Annotated in this window: 19 protein-coding genes and 1 tRNA gene; 12 read left to right on the forward strand and 8 right to left on the reverse strand. The window is 61.4% G+C overall.

The annotated features are described in order from the left end of the window. Position 1 precedes the first annotated feature (1 nt). From ACEN42_RS06105 to ACEN42_RS06115, 3 genes are all read left to right on the forward strand, one after another. Complete coding sequence (locus ACEN42_RS06105; protein ID WP_371880915.1) at positions 2 to 2,011, forward strand: DUF3732 domain-containing protein; 2,010 nt, start codon at positions 2 to 4, stop codon at positions 2,009 to 2,011. Between the two features lie 97 nt (positions 2,012 to 2,108). Beyond that, positions 2,109 to 2,309, forward strand: a complete 201-nt coding sequence (locus ACEN42_RS06110) for a carboxylesterase family protein (protein ID WP_371880916.1) — start codon at positions 2,109 to 2,111, stop codon at positions 2,307 to 2,309. 585 nt (positions 2,310 to 2,894) lie between these two features. Beyond that, entirely contained in the window at positions 2,895 to 3,272 is a 378-nt protein-coding gene (locus tag ACEN42_RS06115) for a hypothetical protein (protein WP_371880917.1), read from the forward strand. Positions 3,273 to 4,837: 1,565 nt separating this feature from the next. On the opposite strand, the gene ACEN42_RS06120 is transcribed toward ACEN42_RS06115, so the two are convergent. The 3 genes from ACEN42_RS06120 to ACEN42_RS06130 form a co-directional block, all read right to left on the reverse strand. Beyond that, positions 4,838 to 5,206 carry a YqjD family protein gene (locus tag ACEN42_RS06120; protein WP_187608832.1) on the reverse strand — a complete coding sequence of 123 codons (369 nt, stop codon included), beginning with the start codon at positions 5,204 to 5,206 and terminating at the stop codon, positions 4,838 to 4,840. A 199-nt stretch (positions 5,207 to 5,405) separates the two neighbouring features. Further along, complete coding sequence (gene lplT, locus ACEN42_RS06125; RefSeq protein ID WP_371880918.1) at positions 5,406 to 6,704, reverse strand: lysophospholipid transporter LplT; 1,299 nt, start codon at positions 6,702 to 6,704, stop codon at positions 5,406 to 5,408. A 162-nt stretch (positions 6,705 to 6,866) separates the two neighbouring features. Beyond that, entirely contained in the window at positions 6,867 to 7,670 is an 804-nt protein-coding gene (locus ACEN42_RS06130) for an inositol monophosphatase family protein (RefSeq protein ID WP_187608834.1), read from the reverse strand. 128 nt (positions 7,671 to 7,798) lie between these two features. Here ACEN42_RS06130 and ACEN42_RS06135 point away from each other — a divergent pair, with 128 nt between their 5' ends. Further along, positions 7,799 to 8,689, forward strand: coding sequence for an RNA methyltransferase (locus ACEN42_RS06135; RefSeq protein ID WP_371880919.1), 891 nt, complete (start codon positions 7,799 to 7,801; stop codon positions 8,687 to 8,689). A 198-nt stretch (positions 8,690 to 8,887) separates the two neighbouring features. Continuing rightward, a complete protein-coding gene (cysE, locus tag ACEN42_RS06140; RefSeq protein WP_187608836.1) occupies positions 8,888 to 9,682 on the forward strand; it encodes a serine O-acetyltransferase in 795 nt (264 codons plus the stop codon). On the opposite strand, the gene ACEN42_RS06145 is transcribed toward cysE, so the two are convergent. From ACEN42_RS06145 to ACEN42_RS06160, 4 genes are all read right to left on the reverse strand, one after another. Next, the gene (locus tag ACEN42_RS06145) at positions 9,679 to 10,479 is read right to left on the reverse strand and encodes a UDP-2,3-diacylglucosamine diphosphatase (protein ID WP_371880920.1); all 801 of its coding nucleotides are present in this window, start codon (positions 10,477 to 10,479) and stop codon (positions 9,679 to 9,681) included. The genes cysE and ACEN42_RS06145 overlap by 4 nt on opposite strands. A gap of 13 nt (positions 10,480 to 10,492) precedes the next feature. Continuing rightward, a complete protein-coding gene (locus ACEN42_RS06150; protein WP_187608838.1) occupies positions 10,493 to 10,984 on the reverse strand; it encodes a peptidylprolyl isomerase in 492 nt (163 codons plus the stop codon). A 75-nt stretch (positions 10,985 to 11,059) separates the two neighbouring features. After that, complete coding sequence (locus ACEN42_RS06155; protein WP_035503040.1) at positions 11,060 to 11,641, reverse strand: peptidylprolyl isomerase; 582 nt, start codon at positions 11,639 to 11,641, stop codon at positions 11,060 to 11,062. Between the two features lie 51 nt (positions 11,642 to 11,692). Further along, a complete protein-coding gene (locus ACEN42_RS06160) occupies positions 11,693 to 12,370 on the reverse strand; it encodes a tetratricopeptide repeat protein (protein WP_371881075.1) in 678 nt (225 codons plus the stop codon). 559 nt (positions 12,371 to 12,929) lie between these two features. Here ACEN42_RS06160 and cysS point away from each other — a divergent pair. From cysS to ACEN42_RS06195, 7 genes are all read left to right on the forward strand, one after another. Continuing rightward, positions 12,930 to 14,327, forward strand: coding sequence for a cysteine--tRNA ligase (gene cysS, locus ACEN42_RS06165; RefSeq protein ID WP_371880921.1), 1,398 nt, complete (start codon positions 12,930 to 12,932; stop codon positions 14,325 to 14,327). A 47-nt stretch (positions 14,328 to 14,374) separates the two neighbouring features. Further along, positions 14,375 to 15,388 (forward strand): DNA-3-methyladenine glycosylase, encoded by a 1,014-nt coding sequence (locus ACEN42_RS06170; protein WP_371880922.1) that lies wholly within the window; start codon positions 14,375 to 14,377, stop codon positions 15,386 to 15,388. A 129-nt stretch (positions 15,389 to 15,517) separates the two neighbouring features. Next, positions 15,518 to 16,489, forward strand: coding sequence for an acetyl-CoA carboxylase carboxyltransferase subunit alpha (locus ACEN42_RS06175; protein ID WP_035503035.1), 972 nt, complete (start codon positions 15,518 to 15,520; stop codon positions 16,487 to 16,489). 38 nt (positions 16,490 to 16,527) lie between these two features. Continuing rightward, positions 16,528 to 17,955 (forward strand): tRNA lysidine(34) synthetase TilS, encoded by a 1,428-nt coding sequence (gene tilS / locus ACEN42_RS06180; protein ID WP_371880923.1) that lies wholly within the window; start codon positions 16,528 to 16,530, stop codon positions 17,953 to 17,955. 324 nt (positions 17,956 to 18,279) lie between these two features. Further along, a complete protein-coding gene (locus ACEN42_RS06185) occupies positions 18,280 to 19,530 on the forward strand; it encodes an aspartate kinase (protein ID WP_035503032.1) in 1,251 nt (416 codons plus the stop codon). Positions 19,531 to 19,692: 162 nt separating this feature from the next. Further along, a tRNA-Ser gene (locus ACEN42_RS06190) sits at positions 19,693 to 19,785 on the forward strand. Positions 19,786 to 20,088: 303 nt separating this feature from the next. Beyond that, the gene (locus tag ACEN42_RS06195) at positions 20,089 to 20,640 is read left to right on the forward strand and encodes a porin family protein (protein WP_371880924.1); all 552 of its coding nucleotides are present in this window, start codon (positions 20,089 to 20,091) and stop codon (positions 20,638 to 20,640) included. Between the two features lie 55 nt (positions 20,641 to 20,695). Here the strand turns inward: ACEN42_RS06195 and ACEN42_RS06200 are convergent, their stop codons facing one another. After that, positions 20,696 to 21,454 (reverse strand): M48 family metallopeptidase, encoded by a 759-nt coding sequence (locus ACEN42_RS06200; protein WP_273654952.1) that lies wholly within the window; start codon positions 21,452 to 21,454, stop codon positions 20,696 to 20,698. Positions 21,455 to 21,623 lie beyond the last annotated feature (169 nt).

Consider the following 21,623-nt stretch of genomic DNA (forward strand, 5'->3'; position numbering starts at 1 on the left):
TATGCGATTCTTCATCAAACAACTGATACTCTGGCCAGAAAATCAGGAAAAGACTATCCGGGAACTGACCTTCGTCGAGGGCAAAGTCAACGTCATCCACGGGCGTAGTCGGACCGGGAAATCGTCTGTTCTCGCCATCATCGACTATTGTCTTGGCGCGTCGCGATGCTCGATTCCCGTCGGAGAAATTCGGGATTTGACGGCCTGGTTCGGCCTACGTGTTCGAATTCGCGACACGTGGCTGTTGATAGCTCGACGCACGCCTGAGAGGGTAAACGACACCAAAGAGTTTCACCTTTCGAATTTGCGGAGCGCCGACGCGCCAATACCCAAAATGCTGTCTGGTACCCACACGCTGAGTCGGTTCAAAGACACGCTCAACGAGATTGCAAAGGTTACCAACGTCTCGCTAGTCGATGACGACCTCGACGGTGAGAATGCGGAGAATCGGCCCTCTTACCGCGATTTGGCATCTTTCAACCTTCTTCCGCAGCATATCGTTGCGAATCCGAATGTCCTTTTCTACAAGTCGGATTCGTATAAGCACAAAGAAAAATTGAAGCGGGTTCTACCGTACGCACTTGGAGTCGTTGACGTCGAATACCTTACGAAGACGCGGGAACGCAAGCGCCTCCAAAAGACGCTAGACGACCTCAAAAGGGACGAGATGGCCCGTCACCGAGCGTTTTTGTCGTGGGAGGCGGACGTAAGGGAAATCTGGAACGAGTCCGTCCAACTCGGGTTAATCGACTCTGCAAGTGGCATGGAACTCGATGCTCGTGTCAGCAGGCTGAAAGAGCTCAACGATGACTACCTGAACGGACGTTTTGCTGACCGCTTGCAGAAGCCGCAATACGGCTATACGAACCAACAATTCCGTCTGGCGACCGATGAAGAAGAGAAGGCGCAACGAGAGGTCGATGATATCGCTCGCGAACTGAGAGATTACCAGCGGCTGTCGGATAGGTCGATTGAACTTAGAAATGCGGTGAAAATCGAGAAGGGCCGTGTGGTTAATCTCGGCTGGTTACGGAAGAATCTCACCACCGATAGTGGCTGTGTAGTTTGTGGCTCGCAGACGTGGCACAGCCATGACGTCTTGACGGAACTGGAAGAGCGGTTAAGCGATGTAAATCGGCTGTCGGAGGCGCTGCAGGATGGCCCCATTGTCGACCGACAGCTGGAGCAGCTTGGTCGTAAGCTTTCCACGGCTGAGGACAGGCTACAGAGTGTGCGGCTAAGGCGAGCCGCACTAGAGCCGGGAGAAGTCGCGCCGCTCGACTCTCTTGGCCGTGCCTTCGTACTTCTAGGCCGACTGCAGTCCCTACTCATGGCACTCGCCACGCTCGAGGGACGAGGCAACTCTGCGGACAAGATGAACGAACTCGAGAGGCGTATCCGGAGTCTTGACACCTATATTCGCGAGTGCGGGTACGAGGAACGAGAGAAGGACGTGGGGAAAGAATTGAGCGACCTCATTAAGGGCTACGCATCGCTGTTTAGGGTCCAAGTCAAAGGGGCCATCGCGCTCGATGCGTCGGAACTCACACTGACCTTCGCAAGAGGTCGTGGACAGCGCAAGGACTATTTGTGGGAAATCGGTAGCGGCGCGAATTGGATGGCGTTTCACTTGGCGACATTCTTGGCGTTGCACGAGTATTTCACCTCGGACAATCAAGTCAACGGACCAGTATTCAGCTATCTGGCAATCGACCAACCCAGTCAGGTCTTTTTCCCGAGCACGCACGCGGGCGACAATGTGCTGGACAGGTACAAGGACCAAGCTGCGAGTCTGGAAGGGAGTCGCGACGATGACGTGTACGATACTAGACTTATTTTCGTCGCTTTAGCACGCGGCCTCCAGCGCTCGAAGTATCGATACCAGACGATTGTGGTTGAGCACGCGGATAAAACGATTTGGGGCACGAAGAAGCTGGCGGCCAAGATGAATGAAGTTGCTGCATGGAAGAATTTAGGCGACGGCCTTATTCCCAACGAGTGGTTCGAGTGAGCTGAGTTCCTAAAATACGCACCGCACATGGAAATATTCTCGTCGTTGGCTACATGCACTTGAGAGAACTCGACGCGAGCTGCGCTATTACTCTTACGTGTTTTCACGAAATCGGGACGATAAGTATGGGCCGCCCGTTCACGGCGATGAGCTGGAGTATGTATTTGGCACACTAGCCGCCAGGCATCGCGGACAGGCGCAGCCTTTCAATCAGCGCGACGAGGTCGTTTCTCGAGATATGCAAGCGCCCTGGGTAGCATTTGCTGAAACCGGCAATCCGAATAAATCGATGGCGTAACTTGGAAACCGTTTGGTGCTCACTCGAACCAGATTGACTTTACAGAAATAACCTCAGCGCGAGAAATGCAGCGGAGTGCGCAGCTTGACTTGCTCGCTGACTTTTATAGTCAGAGACGTTCAGGTAACACGAGAGAATTGGGTCGCTAAGCGGGCGTGCAAGCAGGGGACCGCAGAGCATGCAGCGCCTCCTGAATCAGAGTCTTTCGCGGCCGCCGGTGAATCTCGGCTTGTATTGCAGCGCGGCCGAATACGCCGTCGCCCAATTTTCGCCTGCGGAGAGACGCAATATAACGATACGTCTTTGGCGCCGTGGGCCTTTCTCTGCAGTACGGTATGTGTGAGGAGGCTCCGCGCTAGCGAGAGTGTGGGTCGAAGACCGACGTGGAAAAGGCGGTCATGGGGCAAGCGTTCGATTGGTTGCCTCTCGATTTCCTTCTACCACCCTTCGTTTGGGACCGTATGCGATGTGTGTGTTGTCCCGCGCTGTACTTGTCGTCTCCGCAGGCTGCCGCCAAGACCTCCTTTAGAATCATTTTGCCGTGCCGTTATACAGAGTCCGTTTAACAAAGGAATGTTAGTCAGAATGACCTCGTCAGCAGCAGAAGAAGTAAAAAAGTATACGCCGGCATCAACAGCGCTCGATGCGTTGATTCCGTTGTTTTTCAGCAAGGAACGCACCTTCGCACAACAGCTGCAGCAACCGCTTCATCCGGCTGCTGCGGTCGTCCTTTGTCTGCTGGGAAATGAGGATGACATGCCGAGCATGTCTATCGAACTGAGACTACGTTTTGCGTTCGACCGTGAAGAAGCGCGGCGTATTCGAGAAGTTGGTTGCGAGAAGCTGGTTTCGAAAGGACTTGCGAAATTCCGCGAGACAGAGGAAGCGGGCACGGTTATCTCATTAACAGACGCTGGCAAGCAAATCCATGAGTATCTAAAGTCAGTCTTCAAGGACGGTTGACGCGATTTACGAATATTGGGCACCCTTTGGGTGCCCTTTCTACTTGGTCACCTGAGGCAGCAAATACCAAATCCTGCGGCAGCTTCCCTTCCAGTCGCTTCGGCGCGAATGATTTCCGATGTACTAGACGAAATTAGTCGTCGAGGCTCGCCGTATATGGCCCTGGCGAACGTAAATGTGTGATACGAATCCAGCAGTGCAGCGCGCCTTTGTTCTCGCAAGTTTAAGGGTCACGGTGCTATGAATCTTCGGCTGGCGCTTTCTTCATCGCTGGGGAAGTGAGAACGCGGGACGTGGGGCGCGACGTTTCCAACCAGAATTTTCAAAATCGCGTTTGTCGTGTCTGTCTATCACTAGAGTCATTGCGGGCGGCTGGCGGTGTGGCGAGCGGTGACATGTCGCCTTCACGTGCCGTCCATAAGGATTCGAAGGGTCGAATCTTTTTCAAAAAGTCGGCGGGCGTCAGTTTCTCTGCGGTGGGTCGAAGTGTCGCTTTACTACCCGAGTGCGATTTAAAAAGAATAAAAGAATTTGTTCATGTCCACGAGAAAAGACGCCAAGGAAGGTTACGTGCATGATATTCGAAGTCAACCCGAAGCTTTTCTGGCGCGCAACTAAGCTCGGCCACTTGGAATTATAGGGCTCGGGAGGTCAATAATCGGTACTCGAACCAATTATTGGAACGGACCGCAAATTTTTAGAATTGCCGCCCAAATATTAATTTCGCTTGACGGCAATGTATTGGACTTGGATTCTTTCCTCTCAATCGCATACTTTTTCTTCCGTGTGAAGAGGGCAAAATATTCTTTACTTCCGTCTTTCCTTTTCGGTCTGCGAGCAGTTTCGCTATAAAGGGAAGCTGAAACGAGATGAGGCGGTTGCTGCTGACTTACGTTAAACCGTAACTCGATGTCCGGTAGTCTTTCAAAGACGGACAGTCGCGCATCCTATGGGGAGAGTGCGCAGGCAGCGATACCCGGGGTTGTGCCACCCCTTCCAACCTTCTCGAAGCGATGCTTTGGCTTGACTGGCACCGGCGACAAACTTGCCGTATGCCTGAGCCCAGAGCACCCTTTGGAGCGACAGCGTGCGAACTGACGGGACCTACTTCAATCGGAAAAATAATGGAAAATTTAACAGTTTAAATTTATACCGCATTATATAAAGCATTGATTTCAATGATTAAATGTGCAAACGCTGCGTATACGTTCATGTACTGCTGCATCATCGGCGTATGCTGCGACAGGTCCGCGAGCGGCGCGGCGGTGTCGGGGGAAGTGTCGGGGAGTGCCGTGTGATTGCCCATCTTGCGTGCTGTGAAAGCCGGAACGACCAGACGGCCGGACGCGACGTGCGCCGGCCGCCAATCAGCCGATAGGGCATGAGTTTAACCTGTCGCGGGATGACGGCGGAGTCGGCCGAACGGCCAATGAGATGTCGCTAGCGGACGGAGATCGTGAGGGCACGCGTGCATCGCGCCCTCGCGGCTGTCGCGAGGGCGGAGCACGCAGCCGGAACGCGCGCGATGGCGTTCCGGCTGCAAGTTTCGATGATGCCGAAGCGCCTCACGCGCGCCCGGCGAGATAACCGACGAGCAACGCGAGACCGGCCACAGCGCCGAGCGTATGCCACGGCCTGTCATGGACGAAGTCGTCGGCGTAACCGGCGGCATCGTTCAGCCTGCCCGCCAGCGCGCCGTTCGCGCCATTCAACTGCGAACGCGCGGTTTTCAGTTTCGACTGCAATTCCTTGCGCAGCTTGTCCGTATCGATGTCCTTCGCGTTCTGGATAGAGCTTTCCAGATCGTCGAGCAGACTTCGCAACTGGCCGCTGGCCGAATCGACGGCGTCACTCGCACCGCGCACCGCGCGCTGGCCGAGATCGGCTGCGCCATTGATCTTGCTGTCGAGCGTCGAACGTGTGAACAATCCCATTTCCTTGCTCCTTTATTGACGTTGCCGAGTAATGATTATGGCCGGGTCCGCTTCGCATTCGTCACTGTAATCACAGCTCGCGCGGCAATCCCGGCGCGCGCCTACAGCGTTACGACTTCGCCCCGCCGCCTGCGTTCCATCCCTCTTCCTCGTCCGCCGGCGCCGGGGTATGAACCCAGAATACACCGTGGAGCAAGCTTCATTCCTCGACTAGCGCGCCGAGATCCGTTTCACGCTCGTTTTGCGTGTGGCGGCGGATGGCGAGCGCCATCATCAGGCACACGAAAAGGCCGAATACGACGATGATCCACTGCACCGGAACCTTCGTCGTCAGAAGCAGCGCGTAAGCGCCGAGCATCGCGAGCACGGCGAGATTCTGGTTGAAGTTCTGCACCGCGATGGAGTGCCCGGCGGAAAGCAGCGTCGCGCCGCGATGCTGGAGGATCGCGTTCATCGGCACGATGAAAAAGCCGGATAAACCGCCCAGCGCAATCATCAGCGGATACGCCATCAGGATGTACGCCGGTGCGAACAACGGACCGATCTGCACACCCGAGCCCGCCGGAAACAGGTCCTTGTTGTAGAACGCCATCGCGACCGAAACGGCGCCGATGAGCACGCCCACCGGCAGGACCTTGAGCGACTGGCGCAGCACGATCCACGCGGACGCCGCCGCCGCGCCGAGCGCGATGCCGATGCCCGTTACGCCCTGCAGGACGGCGGCTTTCGAGAGCGTCAGGCCGAGGTTCGCATCGGCCCATTTGAGCACGAGCAACTGAAGCGTGACGGCCGCGCCCCAGAGCAGCGTCGTGACCCACAGCGCGATCTGCGCGAGCTTGTCCTTCCACAACACCTTGAAGCAATGCGAGAAATCGTGGACGAGCCGGGTCGGCTGGTTCAAGAGATTCGGGTAGCGCGCGCCGGTGTCCGGAATGAACACGTTGATGACGGCCGCCGACGCATAGATCACCATCACGGCGAACAGCGCGGCGTGCGCGGCGGTGTTCACGAGCGGCAGATGCGCATGCGTGACCCAGCGCCCGACGACCTGACTCACGAGTGCGCCGCCGATCACGGTGCCGAGAATCGTCGAGCCGACCGTGGCGGATTCGAGCCACGCGTTCGCGGCGATCAGCTTCTGCGGCGGCAGGAGCTCGGTGAGAATGCCGTACTTCGCGGGCGAATACGCGGCCGCGCCCAGACCGACGACGCCATACGCGAGCATCGGATGGACGCCTGCGATCATCATCGCGCAGCCGGCCGCCTTGAGCGCGTTCGAGACGAACATGACGTGGCGCTTCTGGATGGCATCGGCGAATGCGCCCACGAATGGTGCGAGCACCACATATGAAATCGTGAAGAAGATTTGCAAAAGCGGCGTGACCCACGGCGCCGAATGCACGACGGCGAGCATGGCGATCGCGGCGATCAAGAGCGCATTGTCGGCGAGCGACGAAACGAACTGCGCGGCGATGATCGTGTAGAAGCCTTTCTTCATGAGCAGGGGTGACGTGTGGCGCGGCACGCGCCGCAGGAGCGGACAGACGGGGGAAAAGCTTGCACTGTAGCGGAGCCCCGCATTCGTTGCAGAGCAGGCGGCGCGCCCGGAGCGCGAGGGAAGAGAAACGACGGAGCGCAGGGCGCGCCCCGTCGATGCGGCTTATTCGCCGGTCAGACGCGTGCGCGAGTACATGTCGAGAATCTTGATCATCTGCGCGTACACCTTCGGATTGGCCGCGACGATCTCGTTCTTGAAGAGGAAATCCGATTCGCCGGTGTAGTTGCCGACGAGCCCGCCCGCTTCCGTGATCATCAGGCTGCCCGCCGCCACGTCCCACGGATGGATGCCTTGCTCGAAGAAGCCGTCGAGACGCCCGGCCGCGACGTTCGCGAGATCGAGCGCGGCGGCGCCCGGACGGCGCAGGCCCGCGCACGACAGCGTCATTTCGCTGAAGAGGCGCATGTAGCCGTTCAGGCCCTGGCCGTCGCGGAACGGGAAGCCCGTGCCGATGAGCGCATCCGACAGACGATCCAGTTTGCCGACGCGGATGCGCCGTTCGTTCAGATACGCGCCGCGGCCGCGCGATGCGGTGAAGAGGTCGTTGCGCGTCGGATCGTAGATGACGGCCTGCTGCACGACGCCCTTGTGCGCGAGCGCGATCGACACGCAGTAGTACGGGAAGCCGTGGATGAAGTTGGTCGTGCCGTCGAGCGGATCGATGATCCACTGGAACTCCGACTCGCGATCCGTTTCGCCGGATTCTTCGGCGAGGATGGAGTGATCGGGATAGGCGGTGTGCAGCGTCTCGATGATGGCGGCTTCGGACGCCTTGTCGACTTCCGTCACGAAGTCGTTGTGCTGTTTCTTGCTGACCTGGATGCGGTCCAGATCGAGCGACGCGCGATTGATGATCTGTCCGGCGCGGCGTGCGGCCTTGACAGCGATGTTGAGCATCGGATGCATGAGCGAAATCCTCTGACGGCCGGCGCTCACGTGAAATGAATGCGCGGACGGAAAAGTTGGCGACAACGACTATGTCGACGAAAGACGAATTGAATAAGAGCGGTGCGTTCGCGCGAAGGTTCGACTGAATGAAAAAACCGTTCGCGGCGCGCGAAGGGGCCATTTTACCCGAAAGTGGCCGCGCGTTTTCGCCGCTTCGGCAAAGCGCGTTAACATATCGGGTTCGCACATTCAGCACATATCGCGCCTTGGAACCCAACGAACTTTCCGCGCCCGCAGGCGGCTTCACCTCCACGCGCTTCATCCTCGTCGAGCCGAGTCATCCCGGCAATGTCGGCGCGGCCGCGCGCGCGTTGAAGACGATGGGCTTCGCGCGCCTCGTCCTCGTCGCGCCGCGACTGGCCGACGTCAAGAACGAGCCCGAAGCCATCGCGATGGCCTCCGGCGCCGATGACGTCCTCGCGTCCGCCCACGTTGTCGATACGCTCGCCGATGCCCTCGTGGGCGTGCACTGGTCGGTCGCGCTCACGGCGCGCATGCGCGAATACGGTCCGCCGCAGATGCTGCCGCGCGCGCTCGCCGAACGCGCGCACGAATTCGTGCGTCAGGGCGACATCGCGCTCGTGTTCGGCAACGAGCGCACGGGGCTGTCGAACGCGGACGTCGAGCGCTGCAGCGCGCTCGCGCATATTCCCGCCAATCCCGCGTACAGCTCGCTCAACCTCGCGCAGGCCGTCCAGGTGCTCGCCTACGAACTGCGGCTCGCGTTTCAGGCGCCCGCGAATGCGCTTGCCGTCGTCGAATCGGCGGGGCAGAGCGCGTCGAGCGAAGAAATCGAAGGCATGTACGCGCATCTCGAAGACGCGCTCGTCGCGCTGGATTTCCTCGATCCGGCCAATCCGAAGAAGCTGATGTCGCGCGTGCGGCGGCTCTTCGCGCGCGCGGGACTGGAGCGCGAAGAGGTGAATATCCTCCGCGGAATGGCGAAGCACATCCTGCTGCACACGAAGAAAGTCTAGAACGCGCGTGCCCTCGCGGGCTCTCGTCTGGCCGATGGCGACGACCGCGCTGCCGTCGGGGGCATCGAGCGAACTCTTCGCGCTCGTCCTACAATCGGCGAAAAACGGCGACGGCCGATATAAGCTTTGCGCGTTCCGTGCTTTAGGTTTTCATTGCACGGACGCCTGCACGCCCCTTCCCACAATCGAGACACCGCCATGTTCGACCGACTTCGCGAAGACATCGCCGCCATCCGCGAGCGCGATCCCGCCGCCCGCAGCGCCTGGGAAGTCGTCACCTGTTATCCCGGGCTGCACGCGATCGTGCTGCATCGCGTGGCGAACGCGTGCTGGCGCGGGCAATGGCGCTGGCTCGCGCGGTTCGTGTCGCAGATCGCGCGCTTTCTCACGGGCATCGAGATTCATCCGGGCGCGACGCTCGGGCGGCGCGTGTTCATCGATCACGGTATGGGCGTGGTGATCGGCGAGACGGCGGAAATCGGCGACGACTGCACCATCTATCAGGGCGTGACGCTCGGCGGCACGTCGCTCACGCGCGGCGCGAAGCGCCATCCGACGCTCGAACGCGGCGTGATCGTCGGCGCGGGCGCGAAGGTGCTCGGCGGCTTTACTGTCGGCGCGGAAGCGAAGATCGGATCGAACGCGGTGGTCGTGAAGCCGGTGCCGGCGGGCGGCACGGCGGTGGGCAATCCGGCGCGCATCGTGATGCCGGCGGTTTCGAAGCCGAAGGAAACGAAGAGCGAAGGTTTCTGCGCCTACGGCATCACGCCGAACGCTGACGATCCTGTCTCGCTCGCGATTCACGGCCTGATCGATCACGCGTCGACGCAGACGCAGCGCATCGACGACATCGTCGCGGCGCTGGAGCGGCTCGGCGCGCGCGTGGAAGCGCTCAATGCCGTCGACGGCGCCGCGCTCGTCGATCTCAAGCGCCTGTGCACGTCGATGGACGGCAAGGCCACGGAAGAGCGGGTCGCGTCGCTCGAACGCTAGAGCGGCAGCGCGCGCACGCCTTCGTCATCGAGGCGCAGATAGCCGCCGCGCGGCGTCTTCGCATCCAAGTCCCAGTCGGGCAGGACCCAGCGCACGCCCGCGACTTCGCGATGCATCGCCGGACGATGCGTGTGGCCGTGAATCAGCGTATTCGTGTGGCTGTGGATGAAAAGCTCGGACACGGCCTTCTTCGTGACATCGTATTTGGCCTTGTCGCCCATCACGCGCGAGCCTTCGCTTTTCGTGCGCATGCGCTGGCCGATCCCGAGGCGCGTGTTGAGCGGCAACGCCAGAAAGAGACGTTGCGCGAAGCGGTTGCGCGCGAACTTGCGGAAGCCCTGATACGCCCGGTCCGCCGTGCACAGGCCGTCGCCGTGCGCGAGCACGACGCGCTTGCCGAACGCGGTGATCACGAAAGGGTCGGGCAGCGGCATCGCGCCCGCGTCTTTCATGAAGCGCTTGCCCAGCAGGAAATCGCGATTGCCGTGCATCACGTAGAGACCGATGCCGCGTTCGGAGAGCGTGTGCATGAGGCGCGTCATGCGGCGCGCGAAGGTGGCGCGCGCGTCGTTCGCGGGACCATCGAGAACGTCGTCGCCGATCCAGAACTCGAACAGGTCGCCGAGAATGAAAACGGAGTCCGCATCGTTCGCCGTGACCTCGATGAAATGCTCGAAGGCCGCGACCGTTTTCGGAATCGCTTCCGAGAGATGCAGATCGGCAATGAAAAACAGCGGGCGCGCGTTGTTCGCTGCACCCGCTGCTTCGCGATCGAATGAAGTCTTCGTATCGATCATGCCATGACCGGGATCAGACCACGACGGCCTTCTCGATCACCACGTCGTCGACCGGCACGTCCTGATGGAAGCCCTTCGAACCGGTCTTGACCTTCTTGATCTTCTCGACCACGTCCATGCCTTCGACAACCTTGCCGAACACCGTGTAGCCCCAGCCTTGCGGCGTCGGCGACGAATGGTTCAGGAAGTCGTTGTCCTTCACGTTGATGAAGAACTGCGCGGTCGCCGAATGCGGATCGTTCGTGCGCGCCATCGCGACCGTGCCGGCGTCGTTCTTGAGACCGTTGTTCGCTTCGTTGTTGACCGGCGCATCGGTCGGCTTCTGGTTCATGCCGGGCTCGAAGCCGCCGCCCTGGATCATGAAGCCGTCGATCACGCGATGGAACACGGTGTTGTCGTAGTGACCCTTCTTCACGTAGTTGAGGAAGTTCTCGACGGTCTTCGGCGCCTTGTCCGCGTCCAGTTCCAGCTTGATGACGCCGTGGTTGGTATGTAGTTCGACCATGATGATGTTCACTCCATTGAGTTTGATTGAGCGCTGGCGCGGCGCGCGCGCCAGGTTAGCGACAGGCGCTTCGGATTACTGCGAGACCACGGTGGCCGACTCGATCACGGTCGGCTTTTGCGGCACGTCCTGCATCGGCCCGCGCGTGGTGGTCGGGCTGCCTTCGATCTTCTTCACGACGTCCATGCCCGCGACGACCTTGCCGAACACGGCATAACCGTTGCCGTCCGGGCTCGGATAGTCGAGACCCGCATTATCGACTGTATTGATGAAGAACTGGGCGGTGGCCGAGTTCGGGTCGCTCGTGCGCGCCATCGCGAGCGTGCCCGTGGCGTTCTTCAGACCGTTCCTGCTTTCGAGCGGGATCGGCGCGCGCGTCGGCTTCTCGGCGAAGCTCGTGCTGAAGCCGCCGCCCTGGATCATGAAGCCCGGAATCACGCGATGGAAGATCGTGCCGCTGTACTGACCGGACTTCACATAGTCGAGAAAGTTCGCGACGGTCTTCGGCGCTTTCTCGGGATACAACTCGACCTTGATGTCGCCTTGCGTGGTCTTGATGAGCACGGTGGGGTGCGCGGCCTGCGCATTCGGCTGGGCGAACGCCGGCGCGCTCGCAATCAGGGCCGCGCTCGAAAGCGCCAACATCAGGAATTTCATGAAGGATCGATCCTCGTGTGGTGAATGCGGACAGTCGGCAGCGAAGGGCGCTTACGGCTGCGCCTTCGGTGCGACATAGGGCGTGGTCGGCAGCGGGCCGGTCGGGCCGCCGAACGGCGAGAACTCGTCGGGCGCGGGCATGGCCGGCGAGACGGCGCCGGACGCGGGCGCCCATTCGTCGGCGGCCGTGCGCGGCGCGATGGCCGCGCCCGCTGCGGATGCGCCGTCGGCCGCACCCGCGCGCTTCTTCGGCGGCGTGTAGATGTTCTGGATCGCCGTGATGCGCTGGCTCGTGAGCGGGCTCTTCGAGCCGAGCGACTGCGCGCGCTTGTACGACTCGCTCGCGAGACGAAGATAAAGATCGCCCAGGTTGTCGTAGGCGAGCGCATAGCCGGGGTTCGCCTTGACGGCCGTTTCGAGCGCGGCGCGCGCGTCTTCGTAGCGGCCCTTCTTCGCGTAGAGCGCGGCGAGATTGTTGTACGGCTCGGGCAGTTCGGGATAGGCCTGCGTGATTTCGGTGAAGGCGGCGATGGCGTCGTCGTCGCGGTTCAGTCGCGCGAGCACGGTGGCGCGCTTGAACTTCGCCTGCACGTCGCGCGGATTGCTCGCGATGCGCGCATCGAGTTGCGTGAGCGCGGCGTTCCAGTCCTTGCTCGCGATGGCCGAGTCGATCTGCGGCGTGTCATCGCGCGTGGCGGTCGAGGTCTGCGCGAGCGCGGCCCCGGACATGCCGACGCATGCGGCGAACGCGAAGGTGGCGATGGCGAGCGTCCGGGAAGCGAACCGGCAAGAGAGTTGCAGAGACGTGCGCGCTTTGCGATGAGTCACTTGGAATCGAGTCAAAGAATGATGCAGCGAAAGAAGCCACGAAAGCGGCGAAAAAGACCGCGAGCGCGTGGTTGCGTGAACGATCGCGACGATCGATGTGCGAGCAGAAATGCCCGATGCGGCACACCGTCCGGCAAGGCTTTCAGCCTGGCCCGGAGCGCGGCTCGTAAAGCCCGCCGCGCGGCCGCTTCGACATTTCATAGGCTCAAGTCCCGGTGTTATACTCCGACCCATTCTAACAAAAGGTCTGCACGTCCCGCGCACGTGTCTTGCGCCTGGTTCTCCAGGCACGCGTATCGCGCCGGCGCCAGACTGTCTTTTGCCACTCGTGGCCGCTTCCGTCCTGGTCGCATGACCGTCGTGTTCGTGCTCGCGTGTGGGTCTCGTTCGCTCCCGCACGCATCGACCACGCCGCCTGCTGCCCTGCACACGGTTGACTCCGGTCCATGCTTCGCCTTCTATGAACTCGCTGCGCATCTACAACACGCTCGCCCGTGACAAGCAACCCTTCACGCCGCTCAAAGCCGGCGAGGTACGCATGTATGTCTGCGGAATGACGGTGTATGACTATTGTCACATCGGCCATGCGCGCGTGATGGTGGTGTTCGATATTGTGCAACGATGGCTGCGCACGATCGGCTACAAGGTCACGTTCGTGCAGAACATCACGGACATCGACGACAAGATCATCCGCCGCGCGGTCGAGAACAACGAGCCGATCAAGTCGCTCACGCATCGCTTCATCACGGCGATGCATGAAGATGCCGACGCGCTCGGCGTCCAGCGCCCGGACATCGAGCCGCGCGCGACCGACTTCATCCCGCAGATGCTCGGCATGATCGATGCGTTGCAGGCGAACGGCTACGCATATCAGGCGAAGGACGGCGACGTGAACTACGCGGTGCGCAAGTTCGCCGACTACGGCAAGCTCTCGGGCAAGTCGCTCGAAGACCTGCGCGCGGGCGAGCGCGTCGCCGCGAACGACGCGAAGGAAGATCCGCTCGACTTCGTGCTGTGGAAGCAGGCGAAGCCCGGCGAACCCGCCGACTCCGGCTGGGACTCGAAGTGGGGCCGCGGGCGTCCGGGCTGGCACATCGAATGTTCCGCGATGGGCTGCACGCTGCTCGGCGATCAGTTCGACATCCACGGCGGCGGGCAGGACCTGCAGTTCCCGCATCACGAGAACGAGATCGCGCAGAGCGAAGGCGCGACCGGCAAGCGGTTCGTGAACTACTGGATGCACAACGGCTACGTGCAGATCGACAACGAGAAGATGTCGAAGTCGCTCGGCAACTTCTTCACGATCCGCGAAGTCCTTGAAAAATTTGATGCCGAAGTCGTGCGCTTCTTTATTGCGCGGGCACACTATCGTTCGCCGCTGAATTACAGCGACGTGCATATCGACGATGCGAAGAACGCATTGACGCGCCTATATACGGCGTTGAAGGATGTCGAGCCGGACAATCAGCAACTTGACTGGAACGAGGCGAGCGCGCAGCGTTTCCAGTCTGCGATGAACGACGACTTCAACACGCCCGTGGCCGTGTCGGTGCTGTTCGATCTCGCGAGCGAAGTGAATCGTACGCGCGATCCCGCGCTCGCTCGCCAGCTCAAGGGTCTCGCGGGCGTGCTCGGTCTGCTCGGGCGCGAACCGCGTGCGTTCCTGCAGCAGGCGAGCGGCACGGGTTCGGAGCAAGGACTCTCGCCGCAAGAGATCGAAGCGAAGATCGCCGCGCGCATCGCCGCGAAGCAAGCGAAGAACTATGCCGAAGCAGACCGGATTCGCGCCGAATTGCTCGAAGCCGGTATTGCGCTTGAAGACAAACCGGGTGGGTCGACCGAATGGCGCCGCGTTTGAACGCGGCCCTTCGTACCCTCTGATCGACTCACCAGGCAGGAGGCAAGATGGCAACGGCCAGGAAGACGCCGGTCAAACGACCCGCGTCTGTTAGCGATGCGTCGGGCGCGGCAAAGCGCACGCGCGGCGCGCAAACGAAAGCGAACACGCAGAAGATCGATGGCGCAGGTGCAACGGTCGGCCGCAAGACGGCCAGAAGCGCTGCACTCAAGGCGGCGAAGCCTGGAACGGCGGCGCGCCTGAACGGTGCCGCGCGGCTATCGAAGGCGGGCACGGAAGAAGCCGAAGCGTCGCCCGCGAAGGGCAACGGCCGCGCTGTCGCCGGCGATGGCGCGAACGCGCAGGCGCTCGTCGCGGAGCGTGGCGAGGTCGTGCGCAAGTCGCGCGTCGTCACGTCCGATGCTGCGGTGCCGGTGCAGATCGGCGGGCTCACGCGCGAGATCGTTCGTCCCGACTACTGGGATCGCGCGTGCGCCGATCTCATGAAGCGCGACCGTATCCTCAAGAAGCTGATCCCGAAGTTCGGCGAGATCCATCTCGTCAATCTCGGCGATCCGTTTTCGACGCTCGCGCGCTCGGTGGCCGGTCAGCAGATTTCCGTGAAGGCCGCGCAAGCAATCTGGGAACGCGTAAAGGGCGCATGCCCGGAGGTTCACCCCGCGCATTTCATCCGGCTCGGCCACGAGAAGCTGCAGGCGTGCGGCTTGTCCCGACGCAAGGCCGAATACATCCTCGATCTCGCGCAGCATTTCGAATCCGGTGCGCTGCATGTCGATGCATGGACGTCGATGGACGACGAAGCCGTCATCGCCGAGCTCACGCAGATTCGCGGCATCGGCCGATGGACCGCCGAGATGTTCCTCATCTTCAATCTGTCGCGGCCGGACGTTTTGCCGCTCGACGATCTCGGGCTGATTCAGGCCATCAGCGTCAACTATTTCAGCGGGGAGCCGGTGACGCGCAGCGAAGCGCGCGAAGTGGCAGCGAACTGGGAGCCATGGCGTACGGTCGCGACGTGGTACATGTGGCGCAGTCTCAATCCGATTCCGGCGGATCATTAAAATACACACGCGCAGGACGCGCGAATTTCGCGGGCTATCGTTGATTTATAATCGATAGTTCCCGCGCGAATTTTTGAGGGACGGACGCGGTTAGAATACGCGCTGCCCGCTGTTCTAGGACTCGAACATATGAAGACCACGTTTCTGGATTTCGAGCAGCCGATCGCTGAACTCGAAGCGAAGATCGAAGAACTCCGCTTCGTTCAGGACGATTCCGCTGTCGATATTTCGGAAGAAATCGAGCGGCTGTCGAAAAAGAGCCAGCAGCTCACGAAGGATCTCTACGCGAACCTGTCGCCGTGGCAGGTTTCGCAAATCGCGCGTCACCCGCAGCGCCCGTACACGCTCGACTATGTGAGCGAGCTTTTCACCGATTTCCACGAACTGCATGGCGATCGCGCCTATGCGGACGACCTCGCGATCGTCGGCGGCTTCGCGCGCTTCAACGGTCAGCCGTGCATGATCATCGGTCATCAGAAGGGCCGCGATACGAAGGAACGCGCGCTGCGCAACTTCGGCATGCCGCGCCCCGAGGGTTATCGCAAGGCCGAGCGTCTGATGCGTACGGCCGAGAAGTTCAGCCTGCCGATCTTCACGTTCGTCGATACGCCGGGCGCGTATCCGGGCATCGGCGCGGAAGAGCGCGGACAGTCCGAAGCCATCGGACGCAATCTGTATGTGATGGCCGAGCTCAAGACGCCGATCATCACGACGATCATCGGCGAAGGCGGCTCGGGCGGTGCACTCGCGATCGCCGTCGCCGACACTGTGATGATGCTGCAGTTCTCCACCTACTCGGTGATCTCGCCCGAAGGCTGCGCGTCCATTCTGTGGAAGAGCGCGGCGAAGGCGCCGGAAGCGGCCGAAGCGCTCGGCCTCACCGCGCATCGCCTGAAGGCGCTCGGTCTCATCGACAAGATCGTGAACGAGCCGCTCGGCGGCGCGCATCGCGATGCGAAGGGCATGGCCGCGCTCCTGCGCCGCGCGCTCGCCGATTCGCTGCGTCAGTTCCAGGGCATGAGCGTCAACGACTTGCGCGAGCGCCGCTTCGAGAAGCTGATGGCGTACGGCAAGTACAAGGAATCGCTGCCGGGCGCGTAAGCCCGCCAACTTCGGCAACTCATCTTTCACGAACTCTCGTGACATCCGATAACGAAACCCCAGCCGGCCGCCTCGTCTTCGAGGCGGTGCGCGCGACGGTTTCGGACGCGGATCTTTCCTCCGATGCGCTTCTCGCGGTCGCATTGAGCGGCGGGCTCGATTCCACCGTGCTGCTCGACGCGGCCGTGCGCTGCTTCGGCGCGCGGCGGGTCGTCGCGTTCCACATTCATCATGGCCTGAGCCCCAACGCGAATGCGTGGGCCGCGCATTGCGAAAGCTTTGCGGCATCGCTCGACGTGCGTTACGCCGCCCGTCATGTCGATGTCGCGCGCGCGGGCGGCGAGAGCCTCGAAGCGGCGGCGCGCGACGCGCGTTACCGTGCGCTCGACGACCTCTGCGACGAGCACGGCGCGAGCGCACTGCTGATCGCGCATCACGCCGACGATCAGGCCGAAACCGTGCTGCTGCAACTGCTGCGCGGCGCGGGCGTCGCGGGTCTCGCGGCGATGGCGCCGCAGCGCGCGGACGGCGCGGTGCCGCGTCTGCGTCCGCTGCTGCGGTTGCTGCGCGCGCAGCTCGAGCAATACGCGCACGAACATGATCTGAGCTGGATCGACGACGAATCCAACGGCGACACGCGCTATTCGCGCAACGCGCTGCGGCATGACGTGCTGCCCGTGCTCGCGGTGCATTTCCCCGGTTTTCGCGACGCGCTTGCGCGCACGGCATCGCATGCGGCGTCGGCGCAGCGGCTGCTGGACCAGCTCGCGCGCATCGATCTGGCGCACGTGCAGAGCGCGGGCGAAGAGGGCGCGCTGATGCTCGACGCGTTCCTCGCCCTCGACGACGACCGCGCGATCAACCTCATGCGTTTCTGGATGCGCTCGCGCGGCTTGCTGGCTGCATCGACGGCGCGTATCGCCGACATGCTGCGCCAGTTGCGCGATGCGGCCACCGCGCGCGATGGCCATGCGCTGCGCGTCGATCATGCCGGTCACAGCTTGCGTGTTTATCGCAATGTGCTGTTCTGGGAACCGGGCGACAGCGGCGATGCGCCCGATCTCGACGAAGGCGCGCCCGCGTTAAAAGCCGCGCAGGAACTGCAATGGCAGGGCGAAGAGGTATGGCGTCTGCCGCAGTGGCGCGGCTCGTTCGTGTTCGAGCTCGTCGATGAACCCGCCGATGACGTCGTCGGCGAGGGCGTGTTGCGTGCCGCGCCGCTCGTCGCGCGCTCGCGTGCCGGCGGCGAGCGCATGCGCGTCGCGTCCGAAGCGCCGAGCCGCACGCTCAAGAACCTGTTTCAGGAGCGCGGCGTGCCCGCCTGGAAGCGCGACGTGCCGCTGCTTTTCGTCGGCGAGGCGTTGCTGTTCGTGCCGCATGTGGGCGTGAATCGCGACGCGGCGCCGAGCGCGGCGCTCGGGTCGCTGTGCCGCATTTCGTGGCGGCCGGATTTGCTGCTGGCGTAGGGTGCTTTTGAGCAGCCGTTGCGCCGAAGCCGGTAAAATCGCCGTCACCGGCGCTCCATCTTGTAATTTCAGCCTCGATCGGGTACGGTAACTCGTTTCGCCCAAGCGCGTTTTTGCGCGGCATCTCCGTTCAAAAGACTCGATTTCGCCCGCATCGACGCATCCGTGCGCCGCGTACAACATTCGTGCGAGCGCGCGACGGGCGTGCGGCAGCGCCCGCTGTTCGTAGGCTTCGACATCCCCTGAAGCAAATCGAGCGCGAGTCTCAAGCGCTCTCGCGCCAACGCGCGTGAAGCGCGGTTTTCCCTCCAGTTCAAAACGACAATGGCACTCATCGTACACAAATACGGCGGCACTTCGATGGGCTCGGTCGAGCGCATCAAGAACGTCGCCAAGCGCGTCGCCAAATGGCACAAGGCAGGCCACAAGATGGTCGTCGTGCCCTCGGCGATGTCCGGCGAAACCAATCGCCTGCTCGGCCTCGCACGCGACATCAAGGCCGACCCGGACCCGCGCGAACTCGACATGATTGCCTCCACCGGCGAGCAGGTGAGCGTGGGGCTTCTCGCCATCGCGCTGCACGCCGAAGGTCTCGACGCCGTGAGCTATGCCGGCTGGCAGGTGCCGATCAAGACGGACAGCGCGTTCACGAAGGCGCGCATCAGCGAAATCGACGGCGAGCGCGTGCTGAAGGATCTCGACGCGGGCAAGGTCGTGGTCATCACGGGCTTCCAGGGCGTCGATCCCGAAGGTCATATCGCGACGCTCGGCCGCGGCGGCTCGGACACGTCGGCGGTGGCCATTGCGGCGGCCATGAAGGCGGACGAGTGCCTGATCTACACCGACGTCGACGGCGTCTACACGACCGACCCGCGCGTCGTCGAAGAAGCGCGCCGGCTCGACCGCGTGACCTTCGAGGAAATGCTGGAAATGGCGAGCCTCGGCTCGAAGGTGCTGCAGATCCGCTCGGTGGAATTCGCCGGCAAGTATCAGGTGAAGACGCGCGTGCTCTCCAGCCTGACCGATCCGCTGATGCCGCTCGAGGCCGAAATGCACTCCGGCACCCTGATTACTTTTGAAGAAGACGAGAACATGGAAAAAGCAGTGATTTCTGGCATCGCGTTCCAGCGCGACGAAGCGCGGATCGCGGTCATGGGCGTGCCCGACAAGCCGGGCGTCGCGTATCAGATTCTCGGGCCGGTCGCCGATGCGAACATCGACATCGACATGATCATTCAGAACCAGAGCGTGAACGGCAAGACCGACTTCACGTTCACGGTCGGCCGCGGCGATTACCACCGCGCGCTCGAAATCCTGAACAACCAGGTGAAGGGCCACGTCCAGGCGGAAACCGTTCTGGGCGATCCGAAGGTGTCGAAGGTGTCGGTGGTGGGCGTTGGCATGCGCTCGCACGTGGGCATCGCGAGCACGATGTTCCGCACGCTGTCGGAAGAGGGCATCAACATCCAGATGATCTCCACGTCGGAGATCAAGATTTCGGTGCTGATCGACGAGAAGTACACCGAACTCGCCGTGCGCGCGCTGCACAAGGCGTTCGAGCTCGACCGCGCGTAAATTGCGCGGGTTTGAATCCTGCGCTCCGTTGCGGTTTGCGGAGCAGGGCCTTTCGGTATTGATCGTTTTGAAAAAAATAATCACGCCAGTTTGACCCGCGCCTGCGAACACGTTATTATCTCGATCTCGTTGCACTGCACTCCCGGTGCGACGAAAAGTTTGGGAGACGTGGCCGAGAGGTCGAAGGCACTCCCCTGCTAAGGGAGCATCTGGCTAAAAACTGGATCGAGGGTTCGAATCCCTCCGTCTCCGCCAGTTGTCGTAGAAAGGCCCCGCAAGCTTAAAAACTTGCGGGGCTTTTTCTTTTTGCGCGGCGATCGGCTTTCGTGCCAGCGAATTGGTTCGTTATCCTGCGCGAAGTTCATACGACAACACGCCACCTCGCTTTAGGACATTTCCGCTTTCTATGCTGACCGGAGCTAACTAACCTCGCGGGTTGCTTGCCGTCAGGCAAGCAAGAGTGCAACGCAACGCGTACGTTCGTTGTCCCGATTACGGTATTGCCCGAATGCGCCGACGCCATCGGGCAACACCTTTTTCAAGGTTGGCAGTTCAGTCATGGCAGTTATCAGAAAGCTCATTGCTCCAGCGCTCTTGTCGCTGCTTTGCGCGGCACAGGCGCATTCGGAAGCGCTCGATCCGACTCTTCTCAAGCTGATGGGCGTCCAAGGCCCGCATAGCCAGTTCGCCGGTCCTTATGTCGGCGCGAAGTTCGGTGTCGACTGGTCGGACATTACCGGCCCGGACCCGAAGTCCACGCAGACGACGTACTTCCCCGGTCTCGTGGCCGGCGTGAATTACGACGTCGGCCAGTTCGTGATCGGCTTCGAAGGATTCATGGATTTTCACGACGGCTCGACGACCAAAAAGGACGGCGGCATCGACCTGAAGTTCGGCATGCCCGTCGACGGAAACATCATGCCGTACGGCCGCATCGGCTTCACGGGCACGTGGCCCGATACGCGTCTGCATTACGGCGGCGGCGTCGAATACAAGCTCGAGAAAAACTGGAGCGTGGCAGCCGAATATACCGGCGACACGTCGAGCTACCAGGGCGGTCATCGCCGCAACGATAGCCTGACCGTGGGCGTGCACTACTACTTCTTCTGATTGTTCTTTGCCAACGCGCGCGCGTTACCGCGCGCGCGTTGCGCTCAACTACGCGTTACTTCCCCGACGCGATCCGATCCTGAATATGCTTCGCCCGCGCCGGCGACGACGGATGCGAATCGAGCATGCTCGACTTGCCGCCATCGATCGATGCGAGTTTCTGGAACGCGGTCACGAGTCCCGCCGGGTTGTATCCCTTCTTCTTTTGCGTGTCGAACGAGTAGTCGTCGGCGGCGCTTTCCTGCGATTGCGAGAACTGCGCGTTCACGAACTTCTCCGACAGATCGCCGAGCTGCGACGCCGACAGATTCCCGACGACCCCGCCCGCCGACGCCGCCACCGAGCGCGCCGCCGATGTCGCATACGCGACCTGCATCGCCTTCTTGGTGTGGCCGAGCGCCACGTGACCCATTTCGTGCCCGACGACGCCGCGCACTTCGTCGTCGTTCATCAGGTCCATGAGGCCGCTGTAGACGCGCACGCAACCGTTCGCCATCGCCCACGCGTTGACGTCCTTCGTCATGTAGACCTTGTAGTTGACGGGCACGCCGTTGATGTTGTCGCCGAGCTGCTTCGAAATCTTGTTCAAGCGCTGCGTGTACGGACTGTTGGCCGGCGCAATCTGGTTTTCCTTGTCGAGTTGAACGCAGGATTTGTCGGACAGCGTGCGGACGTCGGAATCGCTGAGCGACAGCGCCTGCGTCGCCAGTTGCCCGGATTGCATCAGTTGATTCGGATCCATGCTGCCCATGCTGCTGCACGATGCGAGGGTGAACACGGCGGATGCCGCAAGCGCGATGCGGAAGATCGTCATAGTTTTACCTTTGGAATGTCATTTTGGTTGTCGTTGCGCAGAAATGCGCGGACGCCGGCGCAATGCTAATGACAGTCGACTTGTAAGCTACACGAAAATTCCGATTTTGTAGGCAGAAAGGATAAAAACGCCAGCGCGAAGCGCGCATCAGTCGCGCACGGGAAGCGAA

This window comes from Caballeronia sp. S22 (assembly GCF_964261745.1).
Taxonomy (GTDB): Bacteria; Pseudomonadota; Gammaproteobacteria; order Burkholderiales; family Burkholderiaceae; genus Caballeronia; species Caballeronia jiangsuensis.